General features: G+C 72.2%; 10 protein-coding genes. 3 read left to right on the forward strand and 7 right to left on the reverse strand.

Annotation, left to right across the window (positions count from 1 at the left end; all coding sequences use genetic code 11):
- Positions 1-56: 56 nt before the first annotated feature.
- Both ABCR94_RS10585 and ABCR94_RS10590 read right to left on the reverse strand, forming a co-directional pair.
- Entirely contained in the window at positions 57-3,554 is a 3,498-nt protein-coding gene (locus ABCR94_RS10585; RefSeq protein ID WP_347118948.1) for an ATP-dependent helicase, read from the reverse strand.
- Between the two features lie 261 nt (positions 3,555-3,815).
- Positions 3,816-4,232, reverse strand: coding sequence for an MGMT family protein (locus ABCR94_RS10590; RefSeq protein ID WP_521976662.1), 417 nt, complete (start codon positions 4,230-4,232; stop codon positions 3,816-3,818).
- 191 nt (positions 4,233-4,423) lie between these two features.
- Here ABCR94_RS10590 and ABCR94_RS10595 point away from each other — a divergent pair, with 191 nt between their 5' ends.
- The 3 genes from ABCR94_RS10595 to ABCR94_RS10605 all read left to right on the forward strand — a co-directional run bounded on the left by ABCR94_RS10595 (position 4,424) and on the right by ABCR94_RS10605 (position 10,614).
- Positions 4,424-7,180 (forward strand): lysylphosphatidylglycerol synthase transmembrane domain-containing protein, encoded by a 2,757-nt coding sequence (locus tag ABCR94_RS10595; protein WP_347118950.1) that lies wholly within the window; start codon positions 4,424-4,426, stop codon positions 7,178-7,180.
- Positions 7,181-7,269: 89 nt separating this feature from the next.
- Complete coding sequence (locus ABCR94_RS10600; RefSeq protein ID WP_347118951.1) at positions 7,270-8,865, forward strand: alpha/beta hydrolase; 1,596 nt, start codon at positions 7,270-7,272, stop codon at positions 8,863-8,865.
- A 117-nt stretch (positions 8,866-8,982) separates the two neighbouring features.
- Positions 8,983-10,614: an alpha/beta hydrolase gene (locus ABCR94_RS10605; protein ID WP_347118952.1), complete on the forward strand. Its 1,632-nt coding sequence runs from the start codon at positions 8,983-8,985 to the stop codon at positions 10,612-10,614.
- A gap of 282 nt (positions 10,615-10,896) precedes the next feature.
- Here ABCR94_RS10605 and moeZ read toward each other — a convergent pair whose 3' ends face one another.
- The 5 genes from moeZ to ABCR94_RS10630 all read right to left on the reverse strand — a co-directional run bounded on the left by moeZ (position 10,897) and on the right by ABCR94_RS10630 (position 17,336).
- Complete coding sequence (moeZ, locus tag ABCR94_RS10610; RefSeq protein ID WP_283522711.1) at positions 10,897-12,075, reverse strand: adenylyltransferase/sulfurtransferase MoeZ; 1,179 nt, start codon at positions 12,073-12,075, stop codon at positions 10,897-10,899.
- A gap of 63 nt (positions 12,076-12,138) precedes the next feature.
- Positions 12,139-12,894: a spherulation-specific family 4 protein gene (locus ABCR94_RS10615; RefSeq protein WP_347118953.1), complete on the reverse strand. Its 756-nt coding sequence runs from the start codon at positions 12,892-12,894 to the stop codon at positions 12,139-12,141.
- Positions 12,882-13,895: an SDR family oxidoreductase gene (locus tag ABCR94_RS10620; protein WP_347118954.1), complete on the reverse strand. Its 1,014-nt coding sequence runs from the start codon at positions 13,893-13,895 to the stop codon at positions 12,882-12,884. Before ABCR94_RS10620 ends, ABCR94_RS10615 begins: the two co-directional genes overlap by 13 nt.
- Positions 13,896-14,037: 142 nt before the next feature.
- Positions 14,038-15,363 carry a hypothetical protein gene (locus ABCR94_RS10625; RefSeq protein ID WP_347118955.1) on the reverse strand — a complete coding sequence of 442 codons (1,326 nt, stop codon included), beginning with the start codon at positions 15,361-15,363 and terminating at the stop codon, positions 14,038-14,040.
- Positions 15,364-15,500: 137 nt separating this feature from the next.
- Positions 15,501-17,336: a DUF3492 domain-containing protein gene (locus ABCR94_RS10630; RefSeq protein ID WP_347118956.1), complete on the reverse strand. Its 1,836-nt coding sequence runs from the start codon at positions 17,334-17,336 to the stop codon at positions 15,501-15,503.
- Positions 17,337-17,434: the final 98 nt, after the last annotated feature.

A 17,434-nucleotide genomic window follows, 5' to 3' on the forward strand; every position in this document is an offset into this window, starting at 1 on the left:
CCGGCCGACGCGTGCGGGGCTGCCCGCCCGGAGCCAGGCCGGGCGGGACGGGCCGGCTACTCGACTATGTGGCGGCCCTCCGGCTGCGCGCTGCACGCGGCGCGGAAGGCGCAGTGCGTGCAGTGCTGGCCGGTGGCCGGGGTGAAGCGCTCGTCGAGGACGCGGCCCGCCGCGGTCGCGAGCAGGTCGCCGACCCACTCCCCGGCGAGCGGCTCCTGCCCCTGAATCTTGGGGAGGGTCTCCCCGCCGTCCTTCTTGGCGGCCGGTTGCCGCAGCTGCACCAGTTCGGCGCCGCCCGGTTCGGGGCGTCGGCCGCCGAAGGCCTCGTCCACCGCGCCCTCGCGGACGGCCAGCTGGTAGACGGCGAGCTGGGGGTGGTGGGCGACCTCGTCCTTGGTGGGGGCCGCTTTGCCCGTCTTGAAGTCGACGACGTACGCCCGTCCCTCCGCGTCCTCCTCGACGCGGTCCATGGAGCCCCTGATGCGCACCTCGTACGAGCCACCGGCCTCCAGCGTCACGTCGAAGCCGTGCTCGGTGGCGACCGGGGTGCGGCCGGAGCGGTCCATGACGTGCCAGCTCAGGAAGCGTTCGAGCGCCACGCGCGCGTGCTCCTTCTCCTGCTGGGACTTCCAGGGGGCGTCGAAGGCCAGCGCGTCCCACACCGAGTCGAGGCGCTCCATGAGGACGGCGAGGTCGGCGGGGCTGCGGCCCGACGCGACCTCGTCGGCCAGCACGTGCACAACGTTGCCGAAGCCCTGGGCGGCCGTCGCGGGAGCATCGGCCTTGACCTCGCGGCCCAGGAACCACTGGAGGGAGCAGGTGTTGGCGAGCTGGTCGAGCGCACTGCCGGACAGCGCGACGGGCTGGTCGCGGTCGCGCAGCGGGACGGCGCTGCGGGTGGGCTCGTACAGGCCCCACCAGCGAGAGGGATGCGCGGAGGGGACGAGCAGCTGACCGTCCTCGTCGCTGAGCGCGGCGAGGCGGGCGAGCCGGCGGGCCGCGGCGTCGCGCAGCGCGGGGGTGGTGTTCGGGTCGACGGTGGTGGCGCGCAGCTCGGCGACGAGTGCGGCGACAGCGAGGGGACGGCGGGGGCGGCCCGTGACGTCCTTCGGTTCGACGCCGAGTTCGGCGATGAAACGGGAGGGCTGGTCGCCGTCGTCCGCGGGGGCCTTCACGGCGGTGACGACGAGGCGCTCGCGGGCGCGGGTGGCCGCGACGTAGAAGAGGCGGCGCTCCTCGGCGAGCAGTGCGCCGGGGGTGAGCGGTTCGGCGAGGCCGTCACGACCGATGCGGTCCGCCTCCAGGAGCGACCCGCGGCGGCGCAGGTCGGGCCAGAGCCCCTCCTGTACGCCCGCGACGACCACAAGGCGCCATTCGAGCCCCTTTGAGCGGTGCGCGGTCATCAGGCGTACGGCGTCGGGCCGTACGGACCGCTTGCTGAGGGTGTCGGCGGCGATGTCCTGGGCGTCGACCTCTTCGAGGAAGTTCAGGGCGCCGCGGCCGCCCGAGCGTTCCTCCGCACGGGCGGCGGTTTCGAACAGTGCGCATACGGCGTCGAGGTCACGGTCGGCATTGCGGCCCGCCGCGCCGCCGCGCAGGGCCGCGCGTTCCAGGCGTCCGGGCCAGGAGGTGCCGGACCACAGCTCCCAGAGCGCCTCTTCGGCGGTGCCACCGCCTTCGAGGAGCTCGCGGGCCTTGCGCAGGAGCGCGCCGAGCCGCTGCGCGCCCCGGGCGTACGCGGGGTCGTGGGCGACGAGCCGCTCGGGCTCGGCGAGCGCGCGGGCGAGGAGCTCGTCGGAGGGCGCGGGAACACGATTGCCCGCGGCCCGCTCCTCGTCGCGCAGGGCGCGGCCGAGGCGTCGGAGGTCGGCGGCGTCCATGCCGCCGAGGGGGGAGGCAAGCAGCTCGACGGCGGTCTCGGTGCTGAGCCAGGGGGCGGGGGGCGGCGTGGTACCCGCCTCGCCTGCGACGTCCGGGGGCCGGGGGGTGGCTTCCCCGGGGCCCTCCGGCTCCGCATCGGCAGCCGGGTCCGCGCCAGTGACAGGCTCTGCGTCGGTGACCGGGCCCGCGCCCGCCGTGGTGTCCGACCCGACTTCAGCGCCTGTGCCCGTCGCCTGTCCAGCCACAGTCACCGCCGTCACCGCCGCAGCCACCGCTGCCGTCGCCACTGCCCGCAGGGCCGTCAGGAGCGGGGTCACGGCCGGTTCGTGGCGCAGCGGGAGGTCGTCACCGTCGATCTCCAGGGGGACGCCCGCCGAGGTGAGCGCGCGGCGCACGGCGGGGATCGTGCGCCCCCCGGCGCGGACCAGCACCGCCATCTCGCTCCACGGCACGCCCTCCTCCAGGTGGGCTCGGCGCAGGATGTCCGCGATGTTGTCGAGCTCGGTGCCCGCTGTCGGGTACGTGAAGACCTCCGTGCGGCCCCCCTCCCGTACCGGAGCCAGGTCGCGGTGGGCCCTTACCTTCTCGGCCGGCAGGCGGGTCATCGGCATCCGCCGGGTGAGCAGGCGCGTGGCCGTGAGCAGGTCGGCGCCAGAACGGCGCGAGGTGGTGAGGACCTCCACCGGGGCGGGGGTGCCGTCCGCCCGGCCGAAGGTGTGCGGGAATTCGAGGATGCCGCCGACGTCGGCGCCGCGGAACGTGTAGATCGACTGGTCGGGGTCGCCGAACGCGACCAGCGTGCGCCCTGACCCGGCCAGGGCGTGCAGGAGACGGACCTGGGCGGGGTCCGTGTCCTGGTACTCGTCCACGAAGACCGCGTCGTACTGGGCGCTGAGCCGACCGGTCAGCTCGGCCTGCTCGGCGAGCAGCACCGCGCGGTGGACCAGTTCGGCATAGTCGAGGACCCCCTGCATGTCGAGTACGTCGAGATATTCGGCGAGGAACGCCGCCGCCGCCCGCCAGTCCGGCCGCCCGGTACGGGCCGCGAACTCGTCCAGCGCCCGTGGGCCGAGCCCCAGTTCCCGGCTGCGCGCCAGCACCGCGCGGACCTCGTCGGCGAAGCCGCGCGTGGTCAGACAGGCGCGCAGTTCGTCCGGCCAGCGGACACGGGTCAGCCCGGAGCGCTCCAGGTCCAACTGGCCGGTGAGCAGTTCTCGTACGGCCACGTCCTGTTCGGGGCCCGAGAGCAGTCGCAGCGGCTCGCTGAAGAGATCACTGTCCTGGTGGGCGCGGACCAGGGCGTAACAGAAGGAGTGGAAGGTGGTCGCCTGCGGCGCCCGGGTGCCGCCGAGCCGCAGTGCCATCCGGTCGCGCAGTTCCACCGCCGCCTTGCGGCTGAAGGTGAGCACCAGGATGCGCTCGGGGTCGGCGCCCTTGGCGACGCGCGCCGCGACCGCCTCCACCAAAGTGGTGGTCTTGCCCGTGCCCGGTCCGGCGAGTACCAGCAGTGGCCCGCCCGCGTGGTCAACCACAGCACGCTGCGGTGCGTCCAGAAGAGGAGGATCCACCGGGCCCGGCGGGGTACGCACCAGTCGGTACGCGCCCGGGGTCCGCTGCCGCACCTGCTGGTGCGGCGGATTCCGGGCGGAACCTGTGGAAGTGGAGGAGCTCACGTGGATCGCCGGTCCTGGTGGGGGTGCTGGTGGACTTGTCCACCGCGCGTGGGGAGCGGTGGGTGCGGGAAATGCGAGAGGCGCGGGACGAACGGTCCCCGCGCGGCGCGTGCCGACGACGCTACGCCAGTGGGCCACGGGGACGCAGGCAGTCCGTCACCCGGACGGCGGCCCGTCCCGCGGTCCACTGAGCCACCCACCGCGCCACGTACCCCGTACGGTCCTCGGACCGCCCACGACGGCGTGGCATGCCGGAAGCTGTCAGGTGTGAGCCGTGTGAGCTTCCGCATCCCTGTCCGTACCGCCGCCGTCCCATCGCGCCCGCTTCAGGTCGAGGCGGGGCAGATGGCCTTCGGCACGGCTGGACGCGGTGCGCAGCGGGGTGCCCTCCGCCCGGTAGTGCTCCATCGCCCGCAGTTCGTGGCCCGGCAGCAGGAGGCCGTCCGCGCGCACCACACGCCACCAGGGCGCGGCGCCGCCGTAGAGCGCCATGACCCGGCCCACCTGGCGCGGCCCGCCCTCCTCCAGCCACTCGGCGACGTCCCCGTACGTCATCACGCGGCCGGGCGGGATCGTTTCCGCGACCTCCAGCACCTTCTCCGCGTACTCGGGATACTCGGGGTAATCCGCGGACGCGGGTCCTGCCGGCAGCTGCGGCTCATCGCTCATCCGACCCATCCTGCACCACGACACCGACAATGGGGTGGGCCGTGCGGCCCACCTGGGCTCCCGCCCCGAGGGGCGTGCTCAAATCACCGCACGCCCCCACAATGCACCCTGATGCCCCCCTCTCCCATCAGGTCATGCCACCATCGTCCGGGCGGTGACTGGTGATACGAGATAAAGAAGAGACGACGAAGGAGCAGAGCTTGCAGCCTCCACCGGCAGCGAGCACTCCTGGCGCCGAGCCACACCCTGACGTGCCCGGCGAAGCGCCCGAAGGAGCCCTGGGCGAGGCCTTCGACAAGGCTCCCGACGCATCGGACGAGACGACCGGGCAGGCCGCAGCCGAGAAACCGGAGCTCTGTAAAGAGGGCGAGCACATCGACCGGGTGTCCGGCGACGAGCCGTTGCTCTCCGCGCGCGTGCACCGCCCCGCCGACCTGCTGCGCCTCCTCATCGGCATCTTCGGCATCGCCTGCGTACTCGCCATGGCCGCCTTCGCTCACGGCACGACCGCCGGTCTTGAAGAGGACATCAGTAAGGGCACCGGACAGACGCCCGATGTCTTCATCAAACTGGCGGGGCTGATCTCCAGCATCGCCGTTCTGATCCTGCCGGTCGCCTTCGCGATCGAGCGACTGGTCAAGCGCGACGGGCTGCGCATCGCGGACGGCGTGCTCGCGGCCGTCCTCGCCCACGGTGTGTCTCTCGCGACCGACCTGTGGGTCTCCGACGCGGCGCCCGAGACCATCAGGAACGCCCTCACACAGCCCACCGGGGGCGGCGATCTCACCGATCCCGTGCACGGTTACCTCGCGCCCGTCATCGCCTATATGACAGCAGTGGGAATGGCCCGCAGGCCGCGCTGGCGGGTGGCTCTGTGGGCGGTGCTGCTGCTCAATTCCTTCACCGTGCTGGTCGGCCGGCAGACCACCCCGTTCTCCATCCTTCTCACCGTGCTGATCGGCTGGACCGTCGCGTACGGCACGCTCTACGCCGTCGGCTCACCGAACGTCCGGCCCACCGGCCAGACCCTCCTCGCGGGCCTTCGGCACGTCGGATTCCGCCCCGTGACCGCGATGCGCGCCGAGGACGTCCCCGACTCCGCGGATCAGGGCGACCGGGGCCGCCGCTATTTCGTCACCCTGGAGGACGGCCCGCCGCTGGACATCACGGTCGTCGACCGCGAGCAGCAGGCGCAGGGCTTCTTCTACCGGGTGTGGCGCCGGATGACACTGCGCGGCATCACCCAGCGCCGCTCCATCCAGTCACTGCGCCAGGCCCTCGAACAAGAGGCGCTGCTGGCGTATGCCGCCATCGCCGCCGGCGCCAACGCACCGAAGCTGATCGCCACCTCCGAGCTCGGACCCGACGCCGTCATGCTGGTGTACGAGCACCTGGGCGGCCGTTCCCTGGACTCGCTCCACGACGAAGAGATCACCGATGAGCTGCTGCAGGGCGCCTGGCGTCAGGTGCGGGCACTCCAGTCTCGGCGCATCGCGCATCGCAGACTCGTCGGCGACGCGATCTTGGTGGATCGTTCCGGCACGGTGATCCTCACGGACCTGCGGGGTGGCGAGATCGCCGCGGGTGACGTCGTACTGCGGATGGACATCGCCCAGCTGCTCACCACGCTCGGCCTGCGCACGGGCGCGCAGCGCTCCGTGGCCGCCGCCGTCGCCGTGCTCGGCCCGGACGCCGTCGCCGACAGTCTGCCGCTGCTCCAGCCGATCGCGCTCAGCCGCTCCACCCGCGCGACGCTGCGCAAGCTGGCGAGGGAGCGCTCGCAGCGCGAGCGCGAGGCGGTGCTTGAGGCCTCGCAGGCGGCCAAGGCGGCCAAGGCGAACGAGGCCGCCGAGGCGGAGGCCGCCCCCGGCGGCCGCAAAGCCGTACGCGCCGGGAAGAAGGCAGAGAAGGAGGCCATCGACGAGGCGCTTGAGGGGGCACGCGAGGAGGACCTGCTGACACAGATCCGCCACGAGGTGCTGCTCATCCGCCCGCAGGCGCCGGTCGAGCCGGCCCGCCTGGAGCGCATCAAGCCACGCACACTGCTCAGCTTCATCGCGGGCGCGTTCGCGGCGTACTTCCTGATCTCGGCACTGACGGACAACGGCATCAGCCAGCTCGGTCAGGCGCAGTGGGGCTGGGTCGCGGCAGCCGTGGCGCTGTCCGCGCTCAGCTATCCGGCGGCGGCGATGAGCCTGCTGGGCTTCGTCCCCGAGAAGGTGCCGTGGCGGCGCACGATCATGGCGCAGGTCGCCGGTTCGTTCGTGAAGCTGGTCGCCCCCGCGGCCGTCGGCGGGGTCGCGCTCAACACCCGCTTCCTCCAGCGGGCGGGGGTGCGGCCCGGACTCGCGGTGGCGAGTGTCGGCGCGTCCCAACTGTTCGGTCTCGCGAGCCACATCGTGCTGCTGATGACGTTCGGCTACCTGACCGGGACCGAACGGACCCCCACCATGTCGCCGTCCAGGACGGTGATCGCCGGGCTGCTGACGGCGGCCGTGCTCGTGCTGGTCGTGACGGCCGTCCCCACGCTGCGCAAGTTCGTGGCCACCCGGGTGCGGTCGCTGTTCGCCGGCGTCGTACCGCGCATGCTCGACGTACTGCAGAGGCCGCAGAAGCTGATCACCGGCATCGGCGGGATGATCCTGCTGACGTTGACCTTTGTTATGTGCCTGGACGCCTCAATCCGCGCTTTCAGCGGCACGGACGGTGGCGAAAGGCTTAGCTACGCGACCATCGCATTGGTCTTCCTGACCGCAAACGCCATCGGTTCCGCAGTGCCGACACCCGGCGGCGTCGGCGCGGTCGAGGGCGCGCTCATCACAGCACTTACCATCGCAGGTCTGCCTGCGGTGATTGCTACCCCAGCGGTGTTGCTGTACCGGCTGGTGACGTTCTGGCTGCCGGTGCTGCCAGGATGGTTCGCCTTCAATTACCTCACTCGCAAGGGCGCGCTCTGAGCCTTCGTGCGCCCCAGGGCGTGCGCCCGGGGGTCACGAATGGCGCCCCCGGGGCGGCACGCTCCGGCGCCCCGTCGCACGATGGAGTCATGCCGACTTCCTCCGCCCGGCGCGGCGCACTCCTGCGCGCCTCGGCCGTTGCCGCCGCCACCGCCGTCCTCGTGTCCCTCGCCGGCTGTTCCGACAGCGGCGACCGGGGCAAGGACAAGTCCACGGACAACGACCGGGGCAAGTCCAAGGACCTCGCTTCCCAGAAGCTGGACTGGAAGGACTGCCCGGCCCCGTCCGCCGCGGAAGGCGGCGGCGAAGCGCCCTCGCCGCTGCCCGGCGGCGCCGAGTGGCAGTGCGCCTTCATGGACGCCCCGCGCGACTACGCGAAGCCGGACGGCGGCACGATCGAGCTGGCGCTGGTACGAGCGAAGGCCCGCGACACGGACCAGCGCATCGGCTCGCTCGTTTTCAACTTCGGCGGCCCCGGTGGCTCCGGAGTGACCGGCCTGCCCTCCCTGGCCGCGGACTACGAGCGGCTGCGCTCCCGCTACGACCTGGTGAGCTTCGACCCGCGCGGCGTCGGCCGCAGCGTCGGCGTCGAGTGCGAGGACGACAAGCAGCTGGACGCGTACTACGCCGAGGACAGCACCCCGGACGACGCCGCCGAGGAGAAGACCTTCACCGACGGCCTCGCGGCGTACTCGTCGGCCTGCGAGAAGAACTCGGGCGACGACCTTCCGTACGTCGGCACCACCAATGCCGCCCGCGACATGGACCTGATGCGTCAGGTGCTCGGCGACAAGAAGCTGAACTACTTCGGGATCTCGTACGGCACGGAACTGGGCGGCGTCTACGCCCACTTGTTCCCCAAGAACGTCGGCCGGGCCGTCTTCGACGCCGTCGTCGATCCCACCCAGCCCTCCGAACAGGGCTCGCTCGGCCAGGCCAAGGGCTTCCAGCTCGCTCTCGACAACTTCGCCAAGGACTGCGTCGACCGCGGCGACGAGTGCACCCTGCCCGGCAGCGATGTGAAGGAGATCGAGGCCTTCATCGTCGACCTCCTCAAGAGGCTCGACAAGAAGCCGATCCCTGGCATCGGCGACCGTGAGCTGACCCAGACCCAGGCCACCAACGGCATCGCTCAGACCCTCTACTCGCGGGAGTACTGGGAGTACCTGGAGAGGGGGCTCGACGAGGCGGACGGCGGGAACGGCCAGTCCCTCCTGTCCCTGTCCGACTCCATGAACGGCCGTAGCCCCGACGGTTCGTACAGCAACATCGGCGCGGCCAACACGGCCATCAACTGCGTGGACTACAAGGACCGTCACACCATCGAGCAGACCAAGGCGAAGCTCCCTGAGTTCCGGAAGGTCTCGCCCGTGTTCGGCGACTTCCTGGGCTGGGGCCTGATGGGCTGCACCAAGTGGCCGGTGCCCGGCGAGTGGACGACTCCGGACGTGAGCGCCCCCGGCTCGGCCCCGATCCTCGTCATCGGCAACACCGGCGACCCGGCGACCCCCTATGCGGGGGCCCGGAAGATGGCCGACGAGCTGGGCAAGGGTGTGGGCGTGGAGCTGACGTACAAGGGCGAGGGGCACGGCTCGTACAACAGCGGCGACAAGTGTGTGCAGGGCGCTGTGAACGCGTATCTGCTGGACGGCAAGGTCCCGGAGGACGGGAAGGTCTGCGGGTAGGCGCAGCGGACTCCTTGCCGTCGGGTCCGTCGCGTAGGCGCGGCGGACTCGTTGTCATAGGGCCCGCCTAGGATGGCGAACCTGTATTCGAGTGGTGAGCGCTCGCGGGGGGCCACGATGGCGGGACGTGTACGGGCGGCAGCCCTGGCGGCGGCTGCGCTGCTGACAGCGGCCGCGGCTGTGGGCTGCGACAGCGGCGCCACGGGCGCCGGGGATCCCGAGAACAAGCCCCCTGCGGCCTCCACACCGGCGGGCACTGCCAAGGGCAGGGAAACCGGGAGGGAAGCCGGGAGGGAAGCCGGGAGGGAAGCCGACGGCGAACGCCCCGCCCTGCCTGCCGCGCTGACGGACCAGCGGCTCGACTGGTCGCGCTGCGCGGCGCCCCGCAAGGCGCTCGGCAGCGCGGCCCGCGCGCCCGGCGGCGCGTGGCAGTGCGCGACACTCACCGCGCCGCTGGACTACCGCGAGCCGGCCGGGGAGACGATCGGCATAGCCCTGATCCGTTCGAAGGCCGAGGACGCCGACCGTCGGCTCGGCTCGCTCCTCTTCAACTTCGGCGGTCCCGGTGGCTCCGGAGTGACCGGACTCCCCGGCTTCGCCGAGGAGTTCGCCGCGCTGCACGCCCGCTACGACCTGGTGAGCTTCGATCCGCGCGGAGTCGCCGAGAGCTCCGCGGTCGTCTGCCGCGACGACCGGCAGACGGCGACCTCCTTGGAGCTGGACTCCACCCCCGACACCCCCGCCGAGGAGAAGGCCTACCTCGACGACTCCGTGGCCTTCGGCGCGGGCTGCGCCAAGCGCTCCGGCAAGGTGCTGCCGCATGTCGGCACGAGCAACGCCGCCCGCGACATGGACCTCGTGCGTGAGGTCCTCGGCGACAAGAAGCTGAACTACTTCGGCTTCTCGTACGGAACGGAACTGGGCGGCGTCTACGCCCACTTGTTCCCCCGGAAGGTCGGGCGCCTCGCACTGGACGCGGTCGTCGACCCGTCCGCGGACATCGTCCGCCACTCGCGCAATCAGGCTCTGGGCTTCCAGCGCGCCTTCGACAACTACTCCAGGAGCACCGGCAGCACCGCCGCCGCGGGCACCGCGCGCGTCGTGCGACTGCTGGAGCGGCTCGACCGCGAGCCGCTGACGACCGAGTCCGGGCGCCCGCTCACCCAGAGCCTCGCGGTCACCGGCATCCTCTCCCCGCTCTACGGCGAGGACAGCTGGCCCCTGCTGACGAAGGGCCTGCGCGAGGCGGAGGGCGGCGACGGTACGCCGCTGTTGCGGCTCGCCGATTCCTACAACGACCGTGACCAGGACGGCAGTTATGGCACTGCGCACCACGCCCAGCGCGCCATATCCTGCGCCGACGCCAAGGGCCGGGTGAGTGCCGGCCAGGTCAGGGCGACCCACCTGGCCGAATTCCGCAAGGTCTCCTCCGCCTTCGGCCCGTACCTGGCCTGGGACCTGGCGGGCTGGTGCGCCGCCTGGCCGGTCATCGGCGAGCACGAGACCCCCGAGGTCGGCGCGAAGGGTGCGCCGCCGATCCTGGTCATCGGCGGGAAGGGCGACCCGGCCACGCCCTACGAGGGGTCGTTGCGGATGGTCGAGGAGCTGGGTGCGGGCGTGGGCGTGCAGATCACGTACGAGGGTGAGGGGCACGGGGCGTATCTGACGGGAGACGCTTGCATAGGCCGGGCCGTGGATCAGCACTTCCTGGACGGCGTGGTTCCGGGGGCGGGGACGACCTGTTCTTGAGGCGTGTGGGGGCGAGGTGGCCGCTGCGCGGGGCCTTTCCCCTACCCGCCCCTTCCCGGCTGTGACATTTTGCGGCTGCGCCGCGTGGGGGCTCCGCCCCAGCCCCCCGTCCTCAAACTCCCCATTGCCTGAAGGGCATGGGAGGGGCCCCTCGACGCGCTGGAAGGTGCCGGACGGGCTGAGAAGCAGCGGACCGGCTGAACGCCGAAAAGGGGGCGGCCCGCACGACTTCGTGCGGGCCGCCCCCTCAGGAACAGCAAACAGGCCTACAGGCCTACAGGCCTAGTAGATCGGCTTCTCCGGCTCGATCTGGTGGACCCAGCCGATCACGCCGCCACCCACGTGCACCGCGTCCGCGAAGCCCGCGGACTTGAGCACCGCGAGGACCTCCGCGCTGCGGACACCCGTCTTGCAGTGCAGGACGATCTTCCTGTCCTGCGGCAGCGAAGCCAGGGCCGTGCCCATCAGGAACTCGCCCTTCGGGATCAGCTTGGCGCCGGGGATCGAGACGATCTCGTACTCGTTCGGCTCGCGGACGTCGATGATCTCGATCTTCTCGTCGGCGTCGATCCACTCCTTGAGCTGCTTGGGAGTGATCGTCGAACCGGCGGCCGCCTCCTGCGCCTCCTCGGACACGACGCCGCAGAAGGCCTCGTAGTCGATGAGCTCGGTGACGGTCGGGTTCTCGCCGCAGACCGCGCAGTCGGGGTCCTTGCGGACCTTGACCTGGCGGTACTGCATCTCCAGGGCGTCGTAGATCATCAGGCGGCCGACCAGGGCATCACCGATGCCGGTCAGGACCTTGATGGCCTCGGTGACCTGGATCGAGCCGATGGACGCGCAGAGCACGCCCAGCACGCCACCCTCGGAGCAGGACGGGACCATGCCGGGGGGCGGGGGCTCGGGGTAGAGGCAGCGGTAGCAGGGGCCGTGCTCGGACCAGAAGACGGACGCCTGGCCGTCGAAGCGGTAGATCGAGCCCCAGACGTACGGCTTGTTCAGCAGGACGCACGCGTCGTTGACCAGGTAGCGGGTCGCGAAGTTGTCCGTGCCGTCGACGATCAGGTCGTACTGGGAGAAGATCTCCATCACGTTCTCGGCTTCGAGCCGCTCTTCGTGAAGGACAACATTGACGTACGGGTTGATGCCGAGGACCGAGTCCTTCGCGGACTGGGCCTTCGAGCGGCCGATGTCGGCCTGGCTGTGGATGATCTGGCGCTGCAGGTTCGACTCGTCGACCTCGTCGAATTCCACGATGCCGAGTGTGCCGACACCGGCCGCGGCCAGGTACATCAGCGCCGGCGAGCCAAGGCCGCCCGCACCAACGGCGAGCACCTTGGCGTTCTTGAGCCGCTTCTGCCCGTCCATCCCGACATCCGGGATGATCAGGTGGCGGGAGTACCTGCGAACCTCGTCGACGGTGAGCTCCGCAGCGGGCTCGACCAGGGGTGGCAGCGACACGGGGACTCCGTAGGTCGGTCAATCAGTACGGTTGTTCTCCGCGTAACACTGCCACGCCCCTTCTCATTCCGAGACACCCGGTCCGATCCGCGAGACGATTTCGTCCCAGCAACCGGGCAGTGTCTCGAATGGGTCGTTTTGTCCATCGCGGTCGCTGTGGTCGGTCAGATAGACCGTGCCGGCGCCCTGCCAGCGGGCGATCCGCACCGCCTCCTCCAGGTGCATGCGCGGCACGCCGTACACGAGGTGACAGAAGCGCTCCGGCGGATAGTCCGCCGTCCACTCCGCGACCTGCGACCAGCGGTAGTCGGTCCAGGGGCCGGAGAAGGTCACCAGCTGGTCGGCGGTTTCGGCGTAGCCGGGGTACGGATGTGTGCCGTGGCCGAGGACCAGGTGCCCCTCGTCCTCGGTGAGCGCGGCCAGTGTGGAGGTCGTACGCCGCACTTCGGGCAGGGATGTCCGCCCGGTGGGGCAGCGGTCCAGATAGAACCCGTCGACCCGGTACCAGTCGAGGAAGCGCTGCGCGTCGGTGACGATCTCCCCGAAGGGCCGCGCCCCGTACGTCATGTCGATCCGCCCCAGCACCCGGACGCCCGCGTTGCTGAGGCGGCCCGCCGCCTCCAGGCAGTGCGGGTCGGGTCGGGCACCGGGCCCGTTCGCGACGTTGAGCACCGCCCAGTGCAGTGGGGTTCCCGGGCGGGTCAGTTCGGCCCACTCCATGGGGGCGACCAAGGGGTGCGCGTAGCCGGGGACGCCGACGCCCATCCGGTCGGCGGCGGGCGCCGCGAACCGGGTGCCTGCCGTGGTCAGATGCGACATGCCGCCTCCATCCAGATGTCGGCGAGGGACTCCTCCAGGTTGATACGGGGGCGCCAGCCGAGCCGGTCGCGTGCTGTGCGGACATCTGCCTGCTGCCAGCTGCCGCAGCCGTCGGGGTACGGGAACGGGCCGCCCCCCAGGTGCTCGGGGGGCGTCTCGCCCCGGGGGGCGCCCACCGTGGTGAGTACACCCCCCGCCCCGCCGTTGCGCGCCGTCGCCGCCGCGCTTCCGGCGGAGTAGGCGGAGGGGGCGTCGAGCTCGTGGAGCGTGCCGGCGTAGCCCGCGACTCTCGCCAGGACGGCGGCCGCGTCGCGCAGCCGCACCGCGCGGCCGGTGCCGATGTTGACGACGCCCTGGGCGGCGGAGAGCGAGGCGGCGTGCACGGCGCGCGCCACATCGCGTACGTCGACGAAGTCGCGCTGCACACCCAGGCCGCTGAGCTTGAGCTCGCCGTCCCCGGACTGCATGGCGCGGCGCATGGCCTCGGCGAGCCGGCCGAGGGGTGAGCCCGCCGGGGTGCCGGGGCCGACCGGCGAGAAGACGCGCAGCACCACGGCGTCCAGATCGGAGCCGAGCACCAGCTCGGTGGCGGCGAGCTTGCTCACGCCGTACGGGCCGCCGGGGCGCGGCACCGCGTCCTCGGCCGTGGACGAACCGGGCTGGGAGGGCCCGTACTCGGCAGCGCAGCCGAGCTGCACCAGCCGCGCCCCGCAGCCGCTGCGGCGCAGAGCCTCGCAGACCGTGGCGACGGCGATGGTGTTGTGGCGGGTCAGGTCGCGGGCACCGCCACGGGTGGCCCCCGCGCAATTGATGACGACTCCCGGGTGTACGGCGTCCAGGAAGCGGGTCAGTGCTCCCGGGCTGCCGGTGGCGAGGTCGAACCGTACGTCGGCGTCGTCGCCCCGGCCGAGAGCCGTGAGCTGCACCGCCGGGTCCGCGAGCAGCCGGTCGGCGACGAAGCGGCCGAGGTATCCGTTGGCACCGAGCAGTAGCACCCTCATCGTGCGCCCCCTCGGTGCCGACTGCCTGAAGCTGGGGGTTGGGTGGTCATGGTCACGTTCTCCTTCGAGGGTGATGCGGCGGGTGTTTCGGGGTCGCCCGCGGCGTCGGCTCCGCGGGAGGCTGGGGGGCTGGAGGGGCGGGTCAGCCGTGCCGGGCCGCGTGGGCGGAGGCACGGGAGAGAGCCGCGGTGGCGTGCACGAACAGGCCGAGCGCCGCGACGGCGCAGGCGACGGTGGGCACGGTGCCCGCACCGCCGGCCCGGATGACGGCTTCGACGGGCCGGGCGATGAACCCGCAGCCGGGCAGCCGGGCGGCGAGGACGGCGACAAGTGCCGTCATCTGCAGGCCGGTTGCCACGGCGAGGCCGGCCGAGGCGGGTTCGGGGAAGCCGTGGACGGTGAGCAGCCTCGCAAGGAAGAGGAGCGTGCCGAGGGTGACGGCGGGCAGGACCGCCGCCAGGCCCGCGTCACCCGGCGCGGCTCCGTCGAGTAGCTGGAGGCAGACGAGCTGGAGGCAGACGAGGGCGCACACGAACAGTGCGGTGACGCCCAGCAGCAGCGGCCGGGCGGCTGCGGCGAACTCCTCGGTGCCGCGGCTCGTGGTGAGTTTCCGGCGCGCCTGTGCGGCCAGAAGGTGCGCACACCAGGCTGCGGGGGCCACGGCCGCGGCGAGGCCCACGAGGGACGCCGTCGTCAAGGGCCAGGGTCCTTCAGGGCCACCGCTGACGAGTTGTTCGATGAGCCCGTCGCCGAGCAGTGCGTAGCCGAGCAGCCAGAGCACCCACAGGCGCGCGGCGGGCGGCGGGCGCCGCTCGGCGCGCAGCGGGCCGTGTCGCAGACAAAGAGAGAGAGCGAGGGCCACAACGAGTACGCCCGCCGCGCCCACCGCGAGCCGTACCTCGCCGGTGGTGAGCCCGAGCCCGGTGACGGTGAGGGCGCAAGCGGCGCCCGGGAGCAGCGTGTACGCGATCCAGCCGGCGCGCGGGGAAGTCCCCTGCGCCGGGGGCGCGGAGGCGGCTTTGACCGCCCCTTCCCCGTTGTGTACGCCGTCGTCCCCGTCTCCGGCGCGCGGCACGCGTGCGTAGAGCTCCTCGGCGAGGGAGAAGACGTCCCGGTGGCGGAAGCGCGCCGCGGTCCTGTCGGTCACGCCGTGCGCCTCCAGGCCGGCGGCGATCTCCAGCGGGTCGACGGCCCGCTCGCACAACTCGCGGTGCCGATGTATGAGCGCCCGTACGGGATCGGCGGGGCCACGCCGCGCGGGGCTCGCACCGAGCGTCGGTGCCGCTGCCGAGGGGCCGCGCAGCGCGGCAGCCACCTGCGGGACCGGGAGCGGGGCCGCTGCCGGAACCGCTCCGGTTCCCGGGGCCGGGAGCGGTAGCAGGGACTCCGAACTGCTGTCCCAGCCGCCCTGGTCGACGGGCGCGCAGGGCTCGTCGGACGCCACCGGGAACTCGGGGACGACCGGCATGCCGGACGGGCAGGATGTATCGGAAGAGCGAGATGTATCGGATAGGCCCGATGTGTCGGACGGGCGCGATGTGTCGGATAGGCCCGACGTGTCGGACGGGCGCGATGTGTCGGACGCACTCGGCGTTCTGATGCTGCTCATGCGCGTACCTCCTGGACGGAAGTGGTCACGGGGGGCGCGGCAGGGGCGCCTTGGGGCCCACCCGCCGGGCCCGGCACGGACCCTCCGCCACCCGGCCCGCCCCCCGGCACGTCGGTCGACCCGGCCCCAGACACGTCGGTCGGCCCAGCCCCCAACCCGGCGCCCGGCACCTCACCCGGCACGTCCTCAGCCGGACAGTCGGCCGCGCCACCCGCACCACCCGCACCGCCACCCGCCCAGCGGCCCCGCACATGCGCCTCCGCCGGGTTTCCGAAGGGCAGTGGGGCGCCGTCCTCGTCGAGGGCTTCGCGTCGCACCGGACAGTGCGACATGAGCTCCAGGTAAATGCCCCGAAATGCCGCGAGGTTCTGCTCGACGGTGAAGAGTTCGAGCGCCCGCGCACGCGCCGCCGCGCCCAGCCGCTCCGCGCGCTCCGGGTCGCGCAGCAGCGCCAAGCACGCGTCGGCCAGGGCGCGGGGGTTGCGCGGCGGGACCACCAGGCCCGTACCGCCGATGACTTCGACGACCGCGCCGACATCCGTCGACACGGTCGCGCGCCCGCAGAACATCGCCTCGACCAGGCTGATCGGGAAACCCTCGACCACGCTGGAGAGCACCACGACCCGGCCGGCCCCATAGGCCTCGGCCAGGTCGGGCACGTCCGGGCCGCCGATCTCCTCGAAGGAGACCGGGTTGTCGCCGACGGCGTGCGCGCCGGTCGCCTCGTCCGAGAAGAGCTGGGCGGCGAGCGCCTTGCAGTGGGCGAGGTACGCGACAGCCTCGGGGTTCTCGGCGGCCCCGGCGCCCTGCTGATTGAAGACGAGCCGGAGCCGGGCCTGCGGCTCCTCCCTGCGGACGTCGGCGAAGGCGTGCAGCAGTGAGATGAGGTCCTTGGCGGGCTCGATGCGGCCGACCCAGACGAGGGTGCGGGGGTCGCCGCCGCCGCCCTCCCCCACCGCGGCGAAGCGGTCGGACTCCATGCCGGGGTAGATGGTGCGCAGCTTCGCGCGGTCGGCGCCGCACCGCTCCTGCCACCGCCTGGCGTGGGTATTGCCGGGCGTGACGAGTGCCGCGTTCGCGTACACCTCGGCGGCCAGCTTGCCGTGGAAGGCCGCGATCAGTGCCCGCACCGGCGCGCTGCGGGGCGCGCCGCTCGTGTCGAGGTAGTGCGCGCGCAGTTGCACGCCGTACTCGGTGACCAGCAGCGGCACTCCGAAGAAGCGTTTGGCCAACAGGCCGGGAAGGGCCGCCGAACCGCCCGCCGCGGCGTGGCACAGATCGACCGCGCCGAGGCTCCTCTCGCCGTACCAGTCGAGCGAGAGCGGGCGCAGGGCGCGCTCCAGGAGGTCGACGAAGTCGAGGTAGTCGGGGACCCGGGCGGCGCGTACCGCACCGTTCGCGCGGGGGGCGCGGCAGGCCGACTCCAGGGCGCGTACGGCGATTTCGGAGCGCAGGGCGGCATGCAGGCCGCCCCGCTCGCGGGCCAGTTCCGCGAGCCCGTACAGACCGGCGGCGAAACGGCCGCCCGCGCCGTCCTCGTCGGGTGAGCAGATCGCGCCGGCCAGTTCCTTGAAGTGCCCGGCGAAGCGGCGGCGGTCACGCCGCCCGTATGTGCTGCCGTCGTCGTCCGGCGCCCACAGCGGCGCGGTGCGCACCCGCTGCACCTGGGGCGGCAGCTGGATCCACCCCTGCTCCTCCTGGTGCGCGCTGCGGCTCAGTGCGTAGATGTCGAATTCGTGCTGCGCGAGCCCGCGCACGAGCCGGTCGCACCAGAGCCTGGACTCACCGGTCGCATACGGATAGCCACCCTCCGTCAGCAGTCCGATCCGCACGAATGCACCCCCGATCTCCCTTGTGGGCGGCCGCCGTTGGTCGGCGACTCGCAGCGGGACGACCGTATGCGGACAGACCGGTGGCACGACGGACGGTT

This window comes from Streptomyces changchenzhani (genome assembly GCF_039766235.1).
Taxonomy (GTDB): domain Bacteria; phylum Actinomycetota; class Actinomycetes; order Streptomycetales; family Streptomycetaceae; genus Streptomyces.